Source organism: Microcystis sp. M079S1, assembly GCF_020246425.1.
GTDB lineage: Bacteria > Cyanobacteriota > Cyanobacteriia > Cyanobacteriales > Microcystaceae > Microcystis > Microcystis aeruginosa.
The window spans coordinates 1-14648 of sequence record NZ_JADBSZ010000121.1 but is presented as its reverse complement, the minus strand read 5'-3'; the positions used below and the strand labels follow the sequence as shown (position 1 = coordinate 14648).

Annotated in this window: 18 protein-coding genes and 2 pseudogenes; 9 read left to right on the top strand and 11 right to left on the bottom strand. The window is 42.0% G+C overall.

What is annotated here, in order from left to right:
• Positions 1–226: 226 nt before the first annotated feature.
• The 7 genes from IM456_RS08100 to IM456_RS08070 form a co-directional block, all read right to left on the bottom strand.
• A complete protein-coding gene (locus IM456_RS08100) occupies positions 227–292 on the bottom strand; it encodes a hypothetical protein (protein ID WP_230400957.1) in 66 nt (21 codons plus the stop codon).
• 190 nt (positions 293–482) lie between these two features.
• Positions 483–851, bottom strand: a complete 369-nt coding sequence (locus IM456_RS08095) for a hypothetical protein (RefSeq protein WP_004163651.1) — start codon at positions 849–851, stop codon at positions 483–485.
• On the bottom strand, positions 848–1123 hold the full coding sequence (locus IM456_RS08090; RefSeq protein WP_002752924.1) for a hypothetical protein: 276 nt from the start codon (positions 1121–1123) through the stop codon (positions 848–850). The genes IM456_RS08095 and IM456_RS08090 overlap by 4 nt, the downstream gene beginning before the upstream one ends.
• A gap of 206 nt (positions 1124–1329) precedes the next feature.
• A complete protein-coding gene (locus tag IM456_RS08085; RefSeq protein ID WP_045356106.1) occupies positions 1330–1695 on the bottom strand; it encodes a DUF5615 family PIN-like protein in 366 nt (121 codons plus the stop codon).
• A 3-nt stretch (positions 1696–1698) separates the two neighbouring features.
• Positions 1699–1929, bottom strand: a complete 231-nt coding sequence (locus tag IM456_RS08080) for a DUF433 domain-containing protein (protein WP_045356105.1) — start codon at positions 1927–1929, stop codon at positions 1699–1701.
• 188 nt (positions 1930–2117) lie between these two features.
• Positions 2118–3257: a hypothetical protein gene (locus tag IM456_RS08075; protein ID WP_287691462.1), complete on the bottom strand. Its 1140-nt coding sequence runs from the start codon at positions 3255–3257 to the stop codon at positions 2118–2120.
• A 509-nt stretch (positions 3258–3766) separates the two neighbouring features.
• Complete coding sequence (locus tag IM456_RS08070) at positions 3767–5218, bottom strand: RecQ family ATP-dependent DNA helicase (protein ID WP_287691460.1); 1452 nt, start codon at positions 5216–5218, stop codon at positions 3767–3769.
• Between the two features lie 374 nt (positions 5219–5592).
• Here IM456_RS08070 and IM456_RS08065 point away from each other — a divergent pair, with 374 nt between their 5' ends.
• The 4 genes from IM456_RS08065 to IM456_RS08050 all read left to right on the top strand — a co-directional run bounded on the left by IM456_RS08065 (position 5593) and on the right by IM456_RS08050 (position 7659).
• The gene (locus IM456_RS08065; protein WP_002752941.1) at positions 5593–5778 is read left to right on the top strand and encodes a DUF3285 domain-containing protein; all 186 of its coding nucleotides are present in this window, start codon (positions 5593–5595) and stop codon (positions 5776–5778) included.
• A gap of 11 nt (positions 5779–5789) precedes the next feature.
• Positions 5790–6302, top strand: coding sequence for an rRNA maturation RNase YbeY (gene ybeY / locus IM456_RS08060; RefSeq protein ID WP_287691459.1), 513 nt, complete (start codon positions 5790–5792; stop codon positions 6300–6302).
• Between the two features lie 28 nt (positions 6303–6330).
• Positions 6331–6819 (top strand): diacylglycerol kinase, encoded by a 489-nt coding sequence (locus IM456_RS08055; protein ID WP_149987976.1) that lies wholly within the window; start codon positions 6331–6333, stop codon positions 6817–6819.
• Between the two features lie 600 nt (positions 6820–7419).
• Entirely contained in the window at positions 7420–7659 is a 240-nt protein-coding gene (locus IM456_RS08050; protein ID WP_002738935.1) for a DUF4327 family protein, read from the top strand.
• A 228-nt stretch (positions 7660–7887) separates the two neighbouring features.
• On the opposite strand, the gene IM456_RS08045 is transcribed toward IM456_RS08050, so the two are convergent.
• The gene (locus IM456_RS08045; RefSeq protein WP_287691457.1) at positions 7888–9078 is read right to left on the bottom strand and encodes a class I SAM-dependent methyltransferase; all 1191 of its coding nucleotides are present in this window, start codon (positions 9076–9078) and stop codon (positions 7888–7890) included.
• Between the two features lie 287 nt (positions 9079–9365).
• Between IM456_RS08045 and IM456_RS08040 the strand changes: the two genes are divergently transcribed.
• The 3 genes from IM456_RS08040 to IM456_RS08030 all read left to right on the top strand — a co-directional run bounded on the left by IM456_RS08040 (position 9366) and on the right by IM456_RS08030 (position 11621).
• On the top strand, positions 9366–10646 hold the full coding sequence (locus IM456_RS08040) for an AAA family ATPase (RefSeq protein WP_287691456.1): 1281 nt from the start codon (positions 9366–9368) through the stop codon (positions 10644–10646).
• Complete coding sequence (locus IM456_RS08035) at positions 10643–11275, top strand: retron system putative HNH endonuclease (RefSeq protein ID WP_287691454.1); 633 nt, start codon at positions 10643–10645, stop codon at positions 11273–11275. The genes IM456_RS08040 and IM456_RS08035 overlap by 4 nt, the downstream gene beginning before the upstream one ends.
• Positions 11276–11471: 196 nt before the next feature.
• Complete coding sequence (locus tag IM456_RS08030; protein WP_061433411.1) at positions 11472–11621, top strand: hypothetical protein; 150 nt, start codon at positions 11472–11474, stop codon at positions 11619–11621.
• A 79-nt stretch (positions 11622–11700) separates the two neighbouring features.
• Here IM456_RS08030 and IM456_RS08025 read toward each other — a convergent pair whose 3' ends face one another.
• Together IM456_RS08025 and IM456_RS08020 are read right to left on the bottom strand one after the other, a co-directional pair.
• Positions 11701–12081: a hypothetical protein gene (locus IM456_RS08025; protein WP_149987972.1), complete on the bottom strand. Its 381-nt coding sequence runs from the start codon at positions 12079–12081 to the stop codon at positions 11701–11703.
• Between the two features lie 59 nt (positions 12082–12140).
• The gene (locus tag IM456_RS08020) at positions 12141–12506 is read right to left on the bottom strand and encodes a phasin family protein (RefSeq protein ID WP_149987971.1); all 366 of its coding nucleotides are present in this window, start codon (positions 12504–12506) and stop codon (positions 12141–12143) included.
• A 431-nt stretch (positions 12507–12937) separates the two neighbouring features.
• Between IM456_RS08020 and hemB the strand changes: the two genes are divergently transcribed.
• Positions 12938–13924: a porphobilinogen synthase gene (gene hemB, locus IM456_RS08015; protein WP_147068762.1), complete on the top strand. Its 987-nt coding sequence runs from the start codon at positions 12938–12940 to the stop codon at positions 13922–13924.
• 494 nt (positions 13925–14418) lie between these two features.
• A pseudogene (locus IM456_RS08010) lies at positions 14419–14517 on the top strand (helix-turn-helix domain-containing protein); the annotation flags it as partial.
• 10 nt (positions 14518–14527) lie between these two features.
• On the opposite strand, the pseudogene IM456_RS08005 reads toward IM456_RS08010, so the two are convergent.
• Positions 14528–14648, bottom strand: a pseudogene (locus IM456_RS08005) (IS5 family transposase); the annotation flags it as partial.

Below are 14648 nucleotides of genomic sequence, written 5' to 3'. Positions count from 1 at the left end.
TTGAAAAATTTTGCCTCAAACCCTATCTGCGTAAGGACTTCAGGATTTTGTGTCCAGTAGTCCATTAGTATTATATGGCTTTAACTCAGGCTCTGTAAGACTTTTAGCCATAGCTAGTATGTTTATACGGGGGAAGTTCAGTTATATGTCAATTTCTCTAATTCACAATTACCCACAAAAAAAGAGACCCTTGCGGTTCTCCTGTTGTAATACCTTCAATTAACGCTTAGTTTTTGTCTGCCTGGGTGTGGCGGCGCTTGAAGCCAGCCCCCAGAGCGACGACAGCCCCCAGGCCGACGAGGGCAGAGGGTTCTGGGGTTTGAGCAGGAGGAGCGGCATCGCACTTAAACCCACAGCTTCAATCAATGTGCATGGTGCGTTCCCCAAAAATCGATCGGTGGAGCAGTAGGAGCCACATTAGGGAACGCACCCTACGGCTGCGTTGTTAGACCGCGCCTCACCGAATCTCTTCTAGCACTGGCTCATAAGGCTTCAATCTTGACCTTACCGCCCTCAATGTTATCGACCTGCAACCGATATCTGTAAAGCAGCGCCATTCCTAGTAGAGGCTCTGTTTCTGATTCTGCAATATCAATCTCTTGGTACTGCCCATCCCATATCACAGTCCCAGTGTACAGATCAAAATAAGTTTCACTGCCATCACCCAGCGTGACAAAATCAGAACCACTCCAAGGTAAATTTAATGTAGCGATGATTGTAGAGGGCAAAGATAAAAATCCATCGAACCCGGTATCAATCACCGCGTCAACCGCTTGCAGTTGCCGATTTGAGTTTCCGACTACAATCCTTAGCGTGGCTTCACGCCGCAAATTTACAACACCTTCCATCATGGATTTTTCTTCAAACTCCGTGCCCCGAAATGATAAACAGCGCGATGTCCGATACGAATGATCCAAGGTTGGGCATCGGGGTGACGTTCAAAGAGCCGATTAGTTGCAGGCACAACGTTTTCATCGACTTCAAACTCTCCAGTTTCAATGTCGATCGCTACAATCTTACCTTCATTACCGGCTTCGACTTGCTGCCGAATGCCAGATTCGTAGAGTTTTTGCCCTCGCTCGGCTAACTCATCTTTGGGATAACGCCGTTGACGAACTGCCATCTGGTTGACCTCAACTCAGTATTTTGCCTTAATGATACTCTGATTTATTCTAACGAGGTGCTCCCGCTCTACTACTGATGAGCCGCCTCATCGGAAGCCCCCCAGTGGTGTACTTCAAATTTGAATCGGCGCTTCAATCAATGTGCATGGTGCGTTCCCCAAAAATCGATCGGTGGAGCAGTAGGAGCCACATTAGGGAACGCACCCTACGGTGATCGCACCGTTAAGTCTCTCATTCTAATTTTGTCTTCTTCAATAACTGTAAAGTGTCCATACCAGTCATCCCGCAATGAGATAACCTTGGCAACTTTCTCAGCGACTACAGATCCAGAAGGTACTCTTATTCTAAACAAAATAATACCAACACTGGCCGGCAACCTTGAACGAAAGGCGAGTTCTCCAAAATCTTTATCAAATGTCAAGAGAATACGATTTTCTGCTTGGGCGCGACTTAAAACTTCACGGTCCGAGATTCCGGGGGATTCCACCCTAATCCACAGGACATCATGGCCATTTTGTCCTAGGGCTTCAACCGCATCAAGGGGGAAATTTTCGTTCGCTAGAAAACGCATCAGTTAAGCAGGAATAGCATAGACTTTCTCAGATTTGAGCATTACACTAGCATAGCTAAGACAAGCTTGAATATCTTCTACTGTAATACCTGGGTAGTTTCGCAGAATTTCATCAATACCCCAACCTTGGGCGAGAAGATCGATGATAAATTCAACCGCAATCCTTGTTCCTTTAATGATAGGTTTTCCCACCAAAATATCGGGATTTAGTGTAATTCGAGTTTCCCAGTCCATAGCTACATCATTGAAAGTGTTTTCAAAAAGGTAAAGGCTGCGTGGGACGCACCCTATATCTCGTTTTATTATAACAGGATTTGGTATCACAACTTCAATAAATGTGCATGGTGCGTTCCCCAAAAATCGATCGCTGGAGCAGTAGGAGTCACATTAAGGAATGCACCCTACAAGATCGGCGATCGCACTCATAAATCAAATATCTGCTCAAATTTTTCAGGATCAAAATATTTAATAATCATTTCATTGCACTTGAAAAAGTGTGAGATAAGGTCGCTCCAGATCTCTAACTTTATGTCCCCGTCAATGCGCCAAAGCTTTACTTTACAATGACTCTTGAACTCTTTTGGCATAAAAGAATTCTTTCTATTTTGATAACTATCTCTAAGATAAACTTTAACCGCTCCATCCAAATGACGAAATGCTTTTATTTGAATGTCACGTTCACTATGCACATACCGATTAAAGTAGTAATGATCAAATATATAACTATCGCCTGAAATTTCCTCAGCCTCAAATGTTTTAATTCCATCACGATAACTCCAATAGAACTCAGTACGGTCAAGGCTACACGTCTGTTCAAATAATGAATTTTTGTTTCGCTCTACAACAGTCAAGCCAATATAATTTTGGTCATCCAACTTGTTTTTATCAAATGGTAAACCACGCCATCCGTCCATCTCAATAACTTGGCGATAAAACTCTTTTAACATGATTCGTCGGTGATCAATGGCAATCCGAAACTGATTTTCATTTTTTGTATATTGGTAGTACCTTATAAATCCATCTAGAAAATCAAAGTTTGGATTAGATCGGTATCCTCGTCTGAGAAGTTGATGATAATGAAGAATGTGGTCTTTATATTGAATTACGCCATCAAAAAGAACAAAATTAGAATCTATATGAAGTAATCCATCTTTATCAAACTTATCAGCTAATTCTGGATATATTTTTATCACTTCACTTTGTAATAAATCTTGCTCAAGTACCCCCTTAAAGGAAAAATAGCTTCGCGCGACTTCTGATGAAACATAATAAAGGGCAAATCTTCGCCGCTGCTGCTCAGTCTCTACCTCTAATTTTCTATCAAATAACGTTCTGTAGCCAGGAGGCATAGCACTTAGAAGTTCTTCAATTTCACTTTGACTACAAGCTGATAAATATTCGTATGCATCGTTAACCAATTCACCTAGATGCTCACTAATTGGATGGGATTGAGCTTCAGGCATATATTGGGATAAAAACATAGGGGAAATATTATAGTGCCCAGTCTTCTTTATCAAGACTTCAAGCTTTCTGGAATCGAGCGGCAAACTTTGTAAACTCATTGTTTGTATAACCTTAAATAACCAAATAATAAAGTTTTTGAAAGGATGTAAAGCACATAAGAGATAAACTAGGACACCTAACCATTTATTATACGAAAACTTTCTGTATAACACTCTCCAGAGTAACAATATGGGTCAACTTTCGGTATATCACCCCATTTAGGCGCGATCGCCAGAACTTTTCCCTATATCACGCCCAAAAGCGTGTTAGCCAGATTAGCTTACTGCAAACAATCTCCTTTTAAGGAGACTTATCACAGAAGCTTCTCAGGATTGTAGCAAAGATTCTTAGATATGGCTGCACTTTGTCACAGAATTTCACTATTATTTCGGGTAAGGTATGGTAAATACCTTGATAGATTCAATCGGGACTAACTTCTGGGAAAACCGCTATAGATCTCCTGCAAAAATCAAAAATCTTCCGTTAAGTGAGGAGAATCCGAGACAGGAGGAGAAAAAAGACAGGAAAATTTAGTACAAAAGCTCTACTCTCCCTGCTCTGGCGCTCCCTAGCTTGTCAGAGGTCGATTGCGACGACAATTATCGCAATGACCACAGCGAAAATTATCGGCATTTTCCTGAAAACCAAAGGCATTTAAGAGAAAGTGCCAACGACAGCGACGGGTATAGAGGTAGGGAAACATCTCATTTTTGGGTTTAAAAGTCATCTTGGCTGAATTATGACGATAAATAAGCCGATAATGAAAAGGATCGAGCCATTCTAGGCGATCGAGACTGTGTAAAAGGGAGAGAATGAGCGCACCATCGGGAAATTCGGCACTAATCGCCTCTACTTTGCCCTCTAGGGGAATTTGGGCTAAAATTTGGCAAGCTTGTCGGTATTGGCGTTCCTGTTGGGAGTTAAAGAATTTTTGCTGGTTTTTATCGCTATTATCTAACCATCCCGTCGGTTCACTAATTAAGGTGAGAGCCTGCATTTTACCCCCATCGCGACCACCGCGGCCGATTTCCTGTAGGTATTCCGATAGTAAAGCTGGGGGTTGGTAGTGGACAACCCAACGCACATCGGGTTTGTTGATACCCATGCCAAAAGCTGAGGTACAGACAACAAAAGTTAAATCCCCCCGCAGCCAATTTTGTTCTATTTCCCGACGCTGAAAGGGGGATAAACCGGCATGGTAGGCACTGGTGCGATAATGGAGAGATTGCAACCATGTCGCTAAATTTTCACTATGGCGACGGGAACGAGTATAGATCAGGCCGGATTGTCGAGGTTGACCGGTGAGGAAGTTTAATAGTTGATGACGACGACAACCGGGGCTAATACATATTTTGGTGCTTAAGTCAAGGTTTTGACGGTAAGGATTTATTAAGAAAAGTTGTGGTTTTTCTAGTTGTAAGATGCGGGTGAGAGTCTCACGGGTAGCGGGGTTAGCGGTGGCGGTAAAAGCAGCGATCGCTATTTGGCTGCCTGCCGGTTTCGATTGCAGAAGAGCGGGACGGACAGCCCCAAGACGACGGTAGGCAGGACGAAAATTGTCGCCCCACTGGGTTAAACAATGGGCCTCGTCGAGGATGAGAGCGTTAATTTTAACGTGGGGAAGGGTTAATTTTGACCAGAGGGGCGGACTTAAGAGGGTTTCCGGCGAAAGATAGAGAAGTCGTAGGGTTTGATCTGCGATCGCTGCTAAGGTTTTCTTTCTCTGTTGTCGGGGGATTTCGTGATGAATCAGGGCAACGGGTAGTTTTTTGGCTAATAATTCCTCCACCTGATTTTCCATTAGGGCCACTAGGGGAGAAATCACTAGGGTTAAGCCGGTTTTTAATAAAGCGGGCAATTGAAAACAGATAGATTTACCGAATCCCGTGGGCATGACAATCAGGGCATCTTTTGCCGCTAAAATCGTCTCGATAATCTCCTGTTGGGGAAAGCGAAAGCTATCATAGCCCCAAATTTTCTGAAAAATAGTCCGGATGCTTTCGGAATCGTGGGAAGACATGGTTAGACTGCTGGGGTGTGGGGTGTAGGGTGTGGGAATTATGAATTATGAATTATGAATTATGAATTGGGGAAGTGGGGTGTGGGAATTATGAATTATGAATTATGAATTGGGGAAGTGGGGTGTGGGAATTATGAATTATGAATTATGAATTGGGGAGAGGGGAGAAGGGAGCGGGGGAGAGGAGAGCATTTGTATCAAAATTCAGGGGCTGGTTTAAAGGCGCAAATGGTTAGAAACCTCTGGGTTAAACAGTTTGAGCGGTTTTGACTATCCCGGACGGGGAACAATTTTTCCCATAATTGAATTTTTTTGGCACTTCTTTAATAATCTGTTACACTTATAGCGATCAATCCTTGTCTGGGGAATTACTGATGACTGAACCTGTTAGCACCACTGACCCCGCAGTAGAAACCGCCACCGAAGCGCAACCCAGTTACGTCAAGCTGGCGATGCGGAATATGGTCAAGAAAAAAGGCGTCTCGTTAAAACACTTTTTTTTGACTACGGCAGCCCTATTAGGCTTTTTTGTCGGTATTTCCTATCTGACGCGTCCCTAGGGTGAAATCTGGTGAGTGAGACTTTGCCCCTAGGGGTGGATTTATGCCTACAGGATAATTATTTTGATCCCGGAAATAGTCCTGTGGATGGGGAAACTTGGCACTATTGGTTGGAGACATGGTTAGGCTATCTATCGGATTATCTCCCCGTTGCCGCCGGTTATGAACTAAGTTTGCGCTTAACAGACGATCGAGAAATTCAGACCTATAATTGCCAATATCGCCACAAAGATCAACCGACGGATGTTCTCGCTTTTGCCACTCTCGAAGTGGATTTCCCAGTCGATGAGGGCATTTTAGAGACAGAACCTTTATATTTGGGGGATATTATCATCTCTGTGGAGACAGCACAACAACAGGCTTTAACACAAAATCATTCTTTGGCGCGAGAATTGGCCTGGTTAACTGCCCACGCTTGTTTACATCTTTTGGGTTGGGATCATCCCGATGAAACAAGTCTGTTAGAAATGCTATCTTTACAGGAAACTTTGTTAAAAACCGTCGAAATGCCGATACATAGTTAGTTATTTTTGTCAAGCATTATTGAGGAATATGAAGACAAACTATCATCAAACCAACCAATCTGCCAGCCTATCTAATCCCTATCTCAACAATAATTTTATCCCTCGATCGGGACAGGTGAGTGAGGGCAAAAATCCCACTCAAAGAGAATACGCTTGGCAAGTCGCCTCGAATCTATTAGTCAGTGTTCGCTACGCTTGGGCCGGAGTCCGTTATGCTTTTGTTAGTCAAAGAAATTTTCGCATTCACACCCTGATTACCCTAGTAGCGGTTAGTTGGGGCTTATTTTTGCGGGTTAATGCCATGGAAATGGCGATTGTCACCCTTACCTGCGCTCTGGTGATGGTCTTAGAATTAATTAACACTGCCCTAGAATCAGTGGTAGATCTGACAGTGGGGCAATCCTACCATGATTTAGCCAAAATAGCGAAAGATTGTGCCGCTGGTGCCGTTTTAATCGCCTCGATCGCCGCTTTACTCGTAGCGGCTTTTATTTTTATTCCCCATTTATTAGTTTAAGCTGGAAGCTTTTTTCAGTGATCAGCTGTACTGAATTTAAACTGCGTAGGAAAAAATTAAGTACAAGCGATCTCACTTATCCTCCCTGCTGCCAACTCCGGCACTCCGGTGCAGTCCTAACCAGTAATTTAGATAGGGTTTGCGGCAAAAAGTACGGGCGAAGCATTCGGATAGAAAATCTCCGGTTTCACCGATAGGTTATTGCCCGAATGCTTCGCCCCTACAGGAAGCGGGCCGATGAAGATGCAAGGTTTTGAACCACGATTCTCTCAAAATCTTGCACCTGTTTCGCAAGAAAATCCCCAAAACCCTTACCTTGCCTACATTTCACATTTATTCAGCCAACCCTAGATAGTCAACAGCTTAACTGATCACTGATAACTGATCGCTGATAACTGATTTGGCATAAGGGGACTCGACAGCTTTTAGCTAATAAATTTAACTTTTCTTAACCTAAGCCTAAACTGGCAAGGGGAGAGGGTTTCGCTATATATAAAAAATTGTCATCCTCGATACAGCAAAAAATCTCTTTTGTCCCCCTATAGGTTAGACTATAGTTAGTGATAAGACTTCTTTTGTAGATCTTGCAGGAAATCTCCCATGAGTGCCATAACTTTCTCCACCGCTCCCACCGCTTACTCTATCAGGATGATTAAGGACGAAGTCCGTCAGATGGTAGAACAGGGGGTAGTGAGCAGACACCAACCGATCTACACCCTCTGTCAGTTCATTCCCCCCCGGGAGTGGGTTTGTGTTGAATGTGAACTAGAACGGTGTGACTACCTTCTCAGGGATCAAATTGGTGACTTAATCGCCTCGGAATCTTGGGATAATGATTAAACCCTCCCGTTTGCCGATGGGCAAAAATCGGACTGATCAGAAATTTAGCAGCCTTGTCCACTTTCTTAAACTATTATAATTCAGCCCCAGTTAGTTCTGGGGCTGAAACTATGGGGATAGGAGGGGGATAATTGTTGAGAAAAAAGAAGTTTTTGTAAGATTTAGCCAAGTTAGTTCACAAGTTACCCATTGCCAAGGGACGCTATCTCTAACATCCCCAAATTTTCCCTAACTTAAAATCAGTAGTTGGCGCTGTTGTAAAGAACGCACAGCAGTTAATCCTAAAGCAACTTGAGCGTCGATTTCTCCCACGGTTAAACGACCATCACAAGCTTGTAAAAAAGCAAATTCTCTCTCCGAGAGATTAACTGGCCGATAATCGTAATCTAGAACACTTGCACTAGGCCAACCGTAAAGACAGGGATGAACTTCGGCCACTGCATTCTCTAGGACTTGATCCCCGGACCAATCGGCAGTCAAAATCGGTGGTTTAGCGAGGAAAAATTCATAGTGGGTGATTTCTGGGTCTAATAATTCCGTCAAGCGATAACGTTCCCTTTCCCCTAAATTTTGCGCTCTAGCCATCAATTCGGGGGATTTACCCAATAAACGCTCTAATTGCCAGTAGGAAGGGTTAGAAAAGCCAATAAAGGCTAATCCTGACGCATCAATCAGTTGAAAGAGGGTATCGATATTGTAGTCCACTTCCCGGGGGTGAACGTACATATCAGCGAAGGATTCATCGCGATGATTTTCCATTGACCAACGCTCTTTTTCCCGTTTCAAAATGCGATTATTTTCCGGTAGTGAAGCAAAAATCTCTCGGCCGACAGCGACCCCATCTTTATAATCCCCGCGTCGGTCTCCTTGCAAAAGTGCGATCGCAGATTGCATTAACTGGATTTCCCAGCGTCCCAATTGTGCATAGACGAAAATATGCAGCAGACCACCGGTGGCCAGTTTTTGTGCGAGGGATTGAATCCCTTTAATCGGGTCCGGGAGATGGTGCAGCACCCCGACGCAGTTAATTAAATCAAATTCTCCGGGGAGATTAGTGGCCGATTCAAGGGGTAAATGGTGAAAATCGAGAGAACCTCGGTGCTTTGCTGCAACTCCCGAACGATTACAGCGTTCTTTGGCGATTTCTAGGGCTTTTTCACTGATATCTATAGCGACTATATTAGAAAAAGGGTTGAGCGCGAGCAGATATTCGGTTCCCGCACCAGTACCACAACCCGCATCGAGAATGCGGATATCCTCTCGTTCGGGTTTACGATGACAACAAAAGTTATAGGCAGCAATCCAATTCCAGCGCCAATTGTAACCCGGAGGAGGTTCGTCTAGGAGCGGTTCGGGGGGGAAAGGATAGGTATTGTAGAGACGTTGTACAGCAGTGCGAATAGTAGCGTCGTCGGACATGAAAATTGGCGGAGTTTAGGATAACACTCGATCGATTGTCTCACAGAGGGCAGCGATCGGGAAAGTCAGCCTAGTATTTTTTTGAGTTGGTCGGGAGTAAATGATAAATAATCATTATGACTATCCGGTTCTGTGCCAAAACTAGATATTATTTCCTTGGTCAATATTCTTTTCTATTCCTTGTCCTACTGTCTCTTAACCCTATCTAAGTTTTACTGGCAATTATTGGAGAGTCATTCTCTAACAATTATCTCAAATATAAGCAAATCTTGCCGATACAAAAAACCATGAGAATTAAGTCTATAAAGCTTATTAATTATCGAGGTGCAGTCAGTTTAAACATCGACTTTCATCGGCAATTAAACGTATTTATAGGAGTTAATGGTGCTGGAAAATCCACCATTTTAGACAGTTTGGCTATTATGCTTTCATGGTTAGTTAATCGCCTAAAAAATACTAATGCCAGTGGACGAAAGATTAGCGAAACCGAGATTAATAATGGTCAGGGGACGGCTATAATTGAAATCACTGGGGGGACGGAAGATAGTCAAGAGATTACTTGGAAAATAGTAAAAACTAGGACTGGATATATCCACGCTGGAGAACGGAGTAATTTTAGCCAATTAAATGAATACACTCAACAAATACAACGACAAATTACTGAACATCAAGGAGAAATTAACTTACCTTTATTTGTTTATTATTCTGTTAATCGAGCAGTGCTGGATATACCATTAAAAATTAAAACAAAACATCAATTTGATTCTCTAAGTGCCTACGAAAATGCTTTAACCAGTGGATCAGATTTTCGCACTTTTTTTGAATGGTTTCGCGAACGTGAAGATTTAGAAAATGAAAATAGAAAATATCAGTATGATCTAATTAAACCGGAAGGTTTTTGTTTTCCCGATCCCCAATTGGAAGCAGTTCGGGAAACGATCGAACGTTTTCTACCCGATTTTAGTAATCTTAGCGTCCGTCGTAATCCTTTGAGAATGGAAGTAACAAAAAAGAATAAAATAGTTACTGTTAATCAACTTTCTGATGGAGAAAAATGTCTGATTGCTATGCTGGGAGATTTAGCTCGAAGAATGGCGATTGCTAATCCTCAAAATCCTTATCCCTTAACGGGTACTGGCGTTATTATCATTGACGAAATTGATTTACATTTACATCCTCAATGGCAAAGATTTGTAGTACCTAAATTACTAGAAGTTTTTCCTAACTGTCAATTTTTTATTTCCACCCATTCTCCTAATATTATCACTCATGTTCAACCAGAAAGTTTACACTTCATGGAACAAACAGAAATGGGAATAAAATTTCATCCCGTGCAAGAGTCCTACGGCAAAAATGTTGATCGAATTTTAGAAGATTTGATGGGATTAGAGACAACTCGTCCCAAGGAAATCGCTGAAGCTTTGAAAGATATCTATGAACAAATCTCTCAAAATCAATTAGAGGCAGCTAAAAATAAAATCAATGATCTCAGAGCTAAAATTCAAGATGATCCAGAATTAATTAAAGCTGAAGTTATTATTCGACGCAAGGAAATTATCGGAAAATGAAGTATATTAGAAAAAGACAAGAACCACCAGAGTTTAAGAATTGGAAAGAGCAAGCTAACTCAGATTGGCAGCCCGACTTTAAAAATTTAGCAGGAAAACCAAAAGAAATACTAATTAAAGCGTTGATGACAGAACAGGGGGAAATATGTTGTTATTGTGAAAATCGATTGATTGATGGTAAATGGCATATAGAACATTTTAAACCTCAGAGTGATCCCAGTGTTGATCCCCTAGATTATGCCAATTTGCTATGTTCCTGTCAGGCAAATCTTAGGACTGGTGAACCTCGGCACTGTGGTAATCTAAAAGATAACTGGTTTGATGAAAATCTCTTAATCTCTCCACTTAATCCCGATTGTGAGTCTCACTTTGCCTTTAACTATGATGGTACAATTAAACCTGCACAAGAAGATGATCAAAAAGCAATTAATACTATCGAAAAGTTGGGATTAAACCTCAATAAAATCAACGACTTTCGTCAGAAAGCCATCGAACCTTTTTTGGATGAGGAGATAGATAATGCTCAATTAAAAGTTTTTGTCAATGGATATTTATGCTTAGATGATCAACAAAGATACACTCCTTTCTGGACAACAATCAAATATCTGTTCAGCGATTTAATTGAATAATTTTTCCTTTACAAAAATACAAGAATTATTATAAAAGTTTAAATAAGCAAGAAAAAATATAAAGTCTTATGAAGATTATTCAAGAATTATCTCAAAAGTCAACAATTGATGAGATTCTGGCCAGATAATGGGGATGGAGGGGTGAATCAACCTGATCCGAAAAAGAGATTATTGTCGAGAGTCGGAGAGAAAAGCAATGAATATCAAGGATACATTACACAATTTTGTCCAGTACCTAACAGAGGCTTTCGCTCGCATTTTTAGTCCCAACAATGATGAATATCCCGATGTGGGGATGCAGCCTTTTGATGCTGAACCTTACCATGCTCCCAAGGGTAATTCTTAACTAAAAATGACAGACAATTGCTTTGAGATAAAAGTCATGGGTAGGGATGATAACCCTACCTGATTTTGTAGAAAAATAATTAATCCTCTGCTTGCCAATCGGGACAACTATCACTATCCCAACCGTAGGGATGGAAACCGCAGACGAGAAGATTGCCTCCGTAGATATAACCGTGATAATTACGGCAACCGATACAAGCAGGATGGGTGTTAGGATCGGGGTTAACCTTAGGAGTGAGGGTAAAATCCGAGAGTTCATCTAATTCCGAAAATAGGGATTCATCGGAGTTAAAAAAATCTTCTAATTCCTGGGGTAAAACTTCTTGAATAAACTGTTCCAGATCGATGATAATTTCCTCATTAATTTCTTCGATAGTTTGGGTCACTTCTTGTAAAAAAGTTTCAATTCCCAGTGCCACAGTTTCGATCACTTCCCAAAAATTTTTCTGCCAATCGTCCATGTTTATACTTGCATCCCTTGTCTGGTAATAATTAATTATTTGTCGCTAAAATCTAGGTTTTAATCCCGTTGCAGTTTCCGTAATTCCTCCTGAAGACGTTCCACCTGTTGCCGCAATTCATCTACTTTTGGATCGGCTGCTTTGGTGTCCTCCTCATCTTCAATAATTTCTATCCGTCGGGGTTCATGGGGAATATTAGATTCGTTAGCTGCTACCGTTTGCTGTTGTGCCTGTTTCACCAACTCATCAACGTATTTGCGCGCTTCTTCTGCGTTTATTTCGCCGCGAGAAATCATTTCATCGGCTAATTTTTGGGCTTGATTTCTTAATTCTTGTAAATTTACTTCAGCTTTTTCGGCGGCATAAGCGGCAATGCCTACGCCCAAATAAACTGCTTTTTTGACTAAATCACCTAAGTTCGCCATAGCAAAAATCCTGAATCGATCGCTCTTACCTACTAGAATAAACGATCCTTCTCCCAAATGGAGATGGGTTTTGGGAGTCAGTGAACAGTGAACAGTAATCGGTGAACGCTTGCACCTCTATCCAAGAGAGTCATCAGTGAACTGAAAACTGATGAGGTAAAGTTTTGTAAAGAGAGGAGGTGGTAGCGACACCAAAATTGATCGCTATAAAGATTAAATTTTAGTCAAATTGCTGATTTTTCGCCCTCAAAACGACGATAGAGCCTCATCAGGTCATTTTTGACCTAAATAGTTTGATTAAGCTCAAAATAACTAAATATTGCCTATAGCTGCCAGCAGCCCGCAGCCGGCTGAATCGATTTGTGTTCATCCTCAGCAAAGATTTAAACTAAAGAATCGAGACCAGATTCCCGATTTAATCACAAAAAACTATGTTTCCTATTCATCGCCCCCGTCGTCTGCGTCAAACCCCTCAAATGCGCCGTCTGGTGAGTGAAACCGTCTTGACAGCCAATGACTTTATCTATCCCCTTTTCGCCACGGCGGGGGAAGGTATTGCCCTGGAAGTCAAATCGATGCCGGGGGTGTACCAATTATCAATCGATAAAATTGTTGATGAAGCCAAGGAAGTGCGGGATTTAGGAATTCCAGCGATTATTTTATTCGGGCTGCCGGAAAGTAAAGACACAGAGGCGACGGGAGCATGGCACGATCATGGTATTGTCCAAAAAGCGGCCACAGCAATTAAAGAGGCAGTTCCCGATCTACTCATTGTCGCCGATACTTGTTTGTGTGAATATACCAACCACGGTCATTGTGGTTATCTGCAAACGGGAGATTTAACCGGCAGGGTGTTAAACGATCCCACTCTGGGATTATTGCAAAAAACCGCCGTTTCCCAGGTAAAAGCGGGAGTGGATATCATTGCACCGTCGGGAATGATGGATGGTTTTGTGCAGGCAATTCGTCAAGGATTGGATGAGGCGGGTTATAGTGATACACCGATTCTTTCCTATACGGCTAAATATGCCTCTGCCTATTATGGGCCGTTTCGGGATGCGGCTGATTCTACCCCCCAATTCGGCGATCGCAGAACCTACCAAATGGATCCGGGTAATGCCAGGGAAGCCTTAAAAGAGGTGGAATTAGATGTATTAGAGGGAGCAGATATGTTAATGGTGAAACCTGCCCTGTCTTACCTGGATATTATCTGGAGAATCAAGGAAATGACTAATTTACCCGTGGCTGCCTACAATGTGTCGGGGGAATATTCAATGATTAAAGCGGCGGCGTTAAATGGCTGGATTGACGAAAAACGAGTGACTTTAGAGACTTTAACCAGCTTTAAACGGGCGGGTGCCGATATTATCTTAACCTACCACGCTAAGGATGCCGTGCGCTGGTTAGCAGAGGGTTAAACTTGATGATTGAACCCACCATGCCGATCAGGATAAGGGGGTGGTGAGGTTGCTACTCTTAATTCTAGGGATTACCTGAAAAAAATACTGGCTCTTCTCGACTTTTTTGTGTGACAATTTTTGCTTATGTAATCCTGAAGTGGTTATTTGGCAAGACTTTTAGGACTATTTTGCGGATATTCTATCAGTATAGACCTCGTTTCCACACAGAAACCAGAAGAGCCAAAATACTTTCCAACGATTGAGTTCAGGAGCGGTAGATAACCTCTCATTCAAGCAACTACATAGCGCACTGCTGCAACGATTTGTTAACCGATCGTGGAATCTATGATGCCTTTTATGCAAACATTTTCCGTAAAAGTTCTGATCATCAATTCATGCTTATTTTTTAGATGTTCATCGAAAATTTGGGTCTGAAACCCCGTCGTTCTACGACGGCTTTACTGTTAAATATGAGCATCGTTTACGAAATATATGCTAAAATGTGAGACAGGGAAAAAGCCTACTCGTTTCGATTTTACCCCACACCAAAACAAGAGTCGCTATTGCGGCGCACTTTGGGCTGTGTAAGATTAGTTTACAATAGATCTCTTGCAAAAGTAATCAAGATATATCCTTTTGTCGGTAACGAAGTTCGTAATTGTAGATACCAGCAATCAAATTCAATCTCAGACCAAATCGCCGTCTGCGATTTCTGTATCTTGATGAAAGTATCCGAAATATT

What these genes read in the sequence shown, in the direction of transcription:
- IM456_RS08095 (WP_004163651.1), bottom strand. Translation starts at nt 851, where the DNA reads ATGATGGAAGGTGTTGTAAATTTGCGGCGTGAAGCCACGCTAAGGATT.
- IM456_RS08090 (WP_002752924.1), bottom strand. Translation starts at nt 1,123, where the DNA reads ATGGCAGTTCGTCAACGGCGTTATCCCAAAGATGAGTTAGCCGAGCGA.
- IM456_RS08085 (WP_045356106.1), bottom strand. Translation starts at nt 1,695, where the DNA reads ATGCGTTTTCTAGCGAACGAAAATTTCCCCCTTGATGCGGTTGAAGCC.
- IM456_RS08080 (WP_045356105.1), bottom strand. Translation starts at nt 1,929, where the DNA reads ATGGACTGGGAAACTCGAATTACACTAAATCCCGATATTTTGGTGGGA.
- IM456_RS08075 (WP_287691462.1), bottom strand. Translation starts at nt 3,257, where the DNA reads ATGAGTTTACAAAGTTTGCCGCTCGATTCCAGAAAGCTTGAAGTCTTG.
- IM456_RS08070 (WP_287691460.1), bottom strand. Translation starts at nt 5,218, where the DNA reads ATGTCTTCCCACGATTCCGAAAGCATCCGGACTATTTTTCAGAAAATT.
- IM456_RS08065 (WP_002752941.1), top strand. Translation starts at nt 5,593, where the DNA reads ATGACTGAACCTGTTAGCACCACTGACCCCGCAGTAGAAACCGCCACC.
- IM456_RS08055 (WP_149987976.1), top strand. Translation starts at nt 6,331, where the DNA reads ATGAAGACAAACTATCATCAAACCAACCAATCTGCCAGCCTATCTAAT.
- IM456_RS08050 (WP_002738935.1), top strand. Translation starts at nt 7,420, where the DNA reads ATGAGTGCCATAACTTTCTCCACCGCTCCCACCGCTTACTCTATCAGG.
- IM456_RS08045 (WP_287691457.1), bottom strand. Translation starts at nt 9,078, where the DNA reads ATGTCCGACGACGCTACTATTCGCACTGCTGTACAACGTCTCTACAAT.
- IM456_RS08040 (WP_287691456.1), top strand. Translation starts at nt 9,366, where the DNA reads ATGAGAATTAAGTCTATAAAGCTTATTAATTATCGAGGTGCAGTCAGT.
- IM456_RS08035 (WP_287691454.1), top strand. Translation starts at nt 10,643, where the DNA reads ATGAAGTATATTAGAAAAAGACAAGAACCACCAGAGTTTAAGAATTGG.
- IM456_RS08030 (WP_061433411.1), top strand. Translation starts at nt 11,472, where the DNA reads ATGAATATCAAGGATACATTACACAATTTTGTCCAGTACCTAACAGAG.
- IM456_RS08025 (WP_149987972.1), bottom strand. Translation starts at nt 12,081, where the DNA reads ATGGACGATTGGCAGAAAAATTTTTGGGAAGTGATCGAAACTGTGGCA.
- IM456_RS08020 (WP_149987971.1), bottom strand. Translation starts at nt 12,506, where the DNA reads ATGGCGAACTTAGGTGATTTAGTCAAAAAAGCAGTTTATTTGGGCGTA.
- hemB (WP_147068762.1), top strand. Translation starts at nt 12,938, where the DNA reads ATGTTTCCTATTCATCGCCCCCGTCGTCTGCGTCAAACCCCTCAAATG.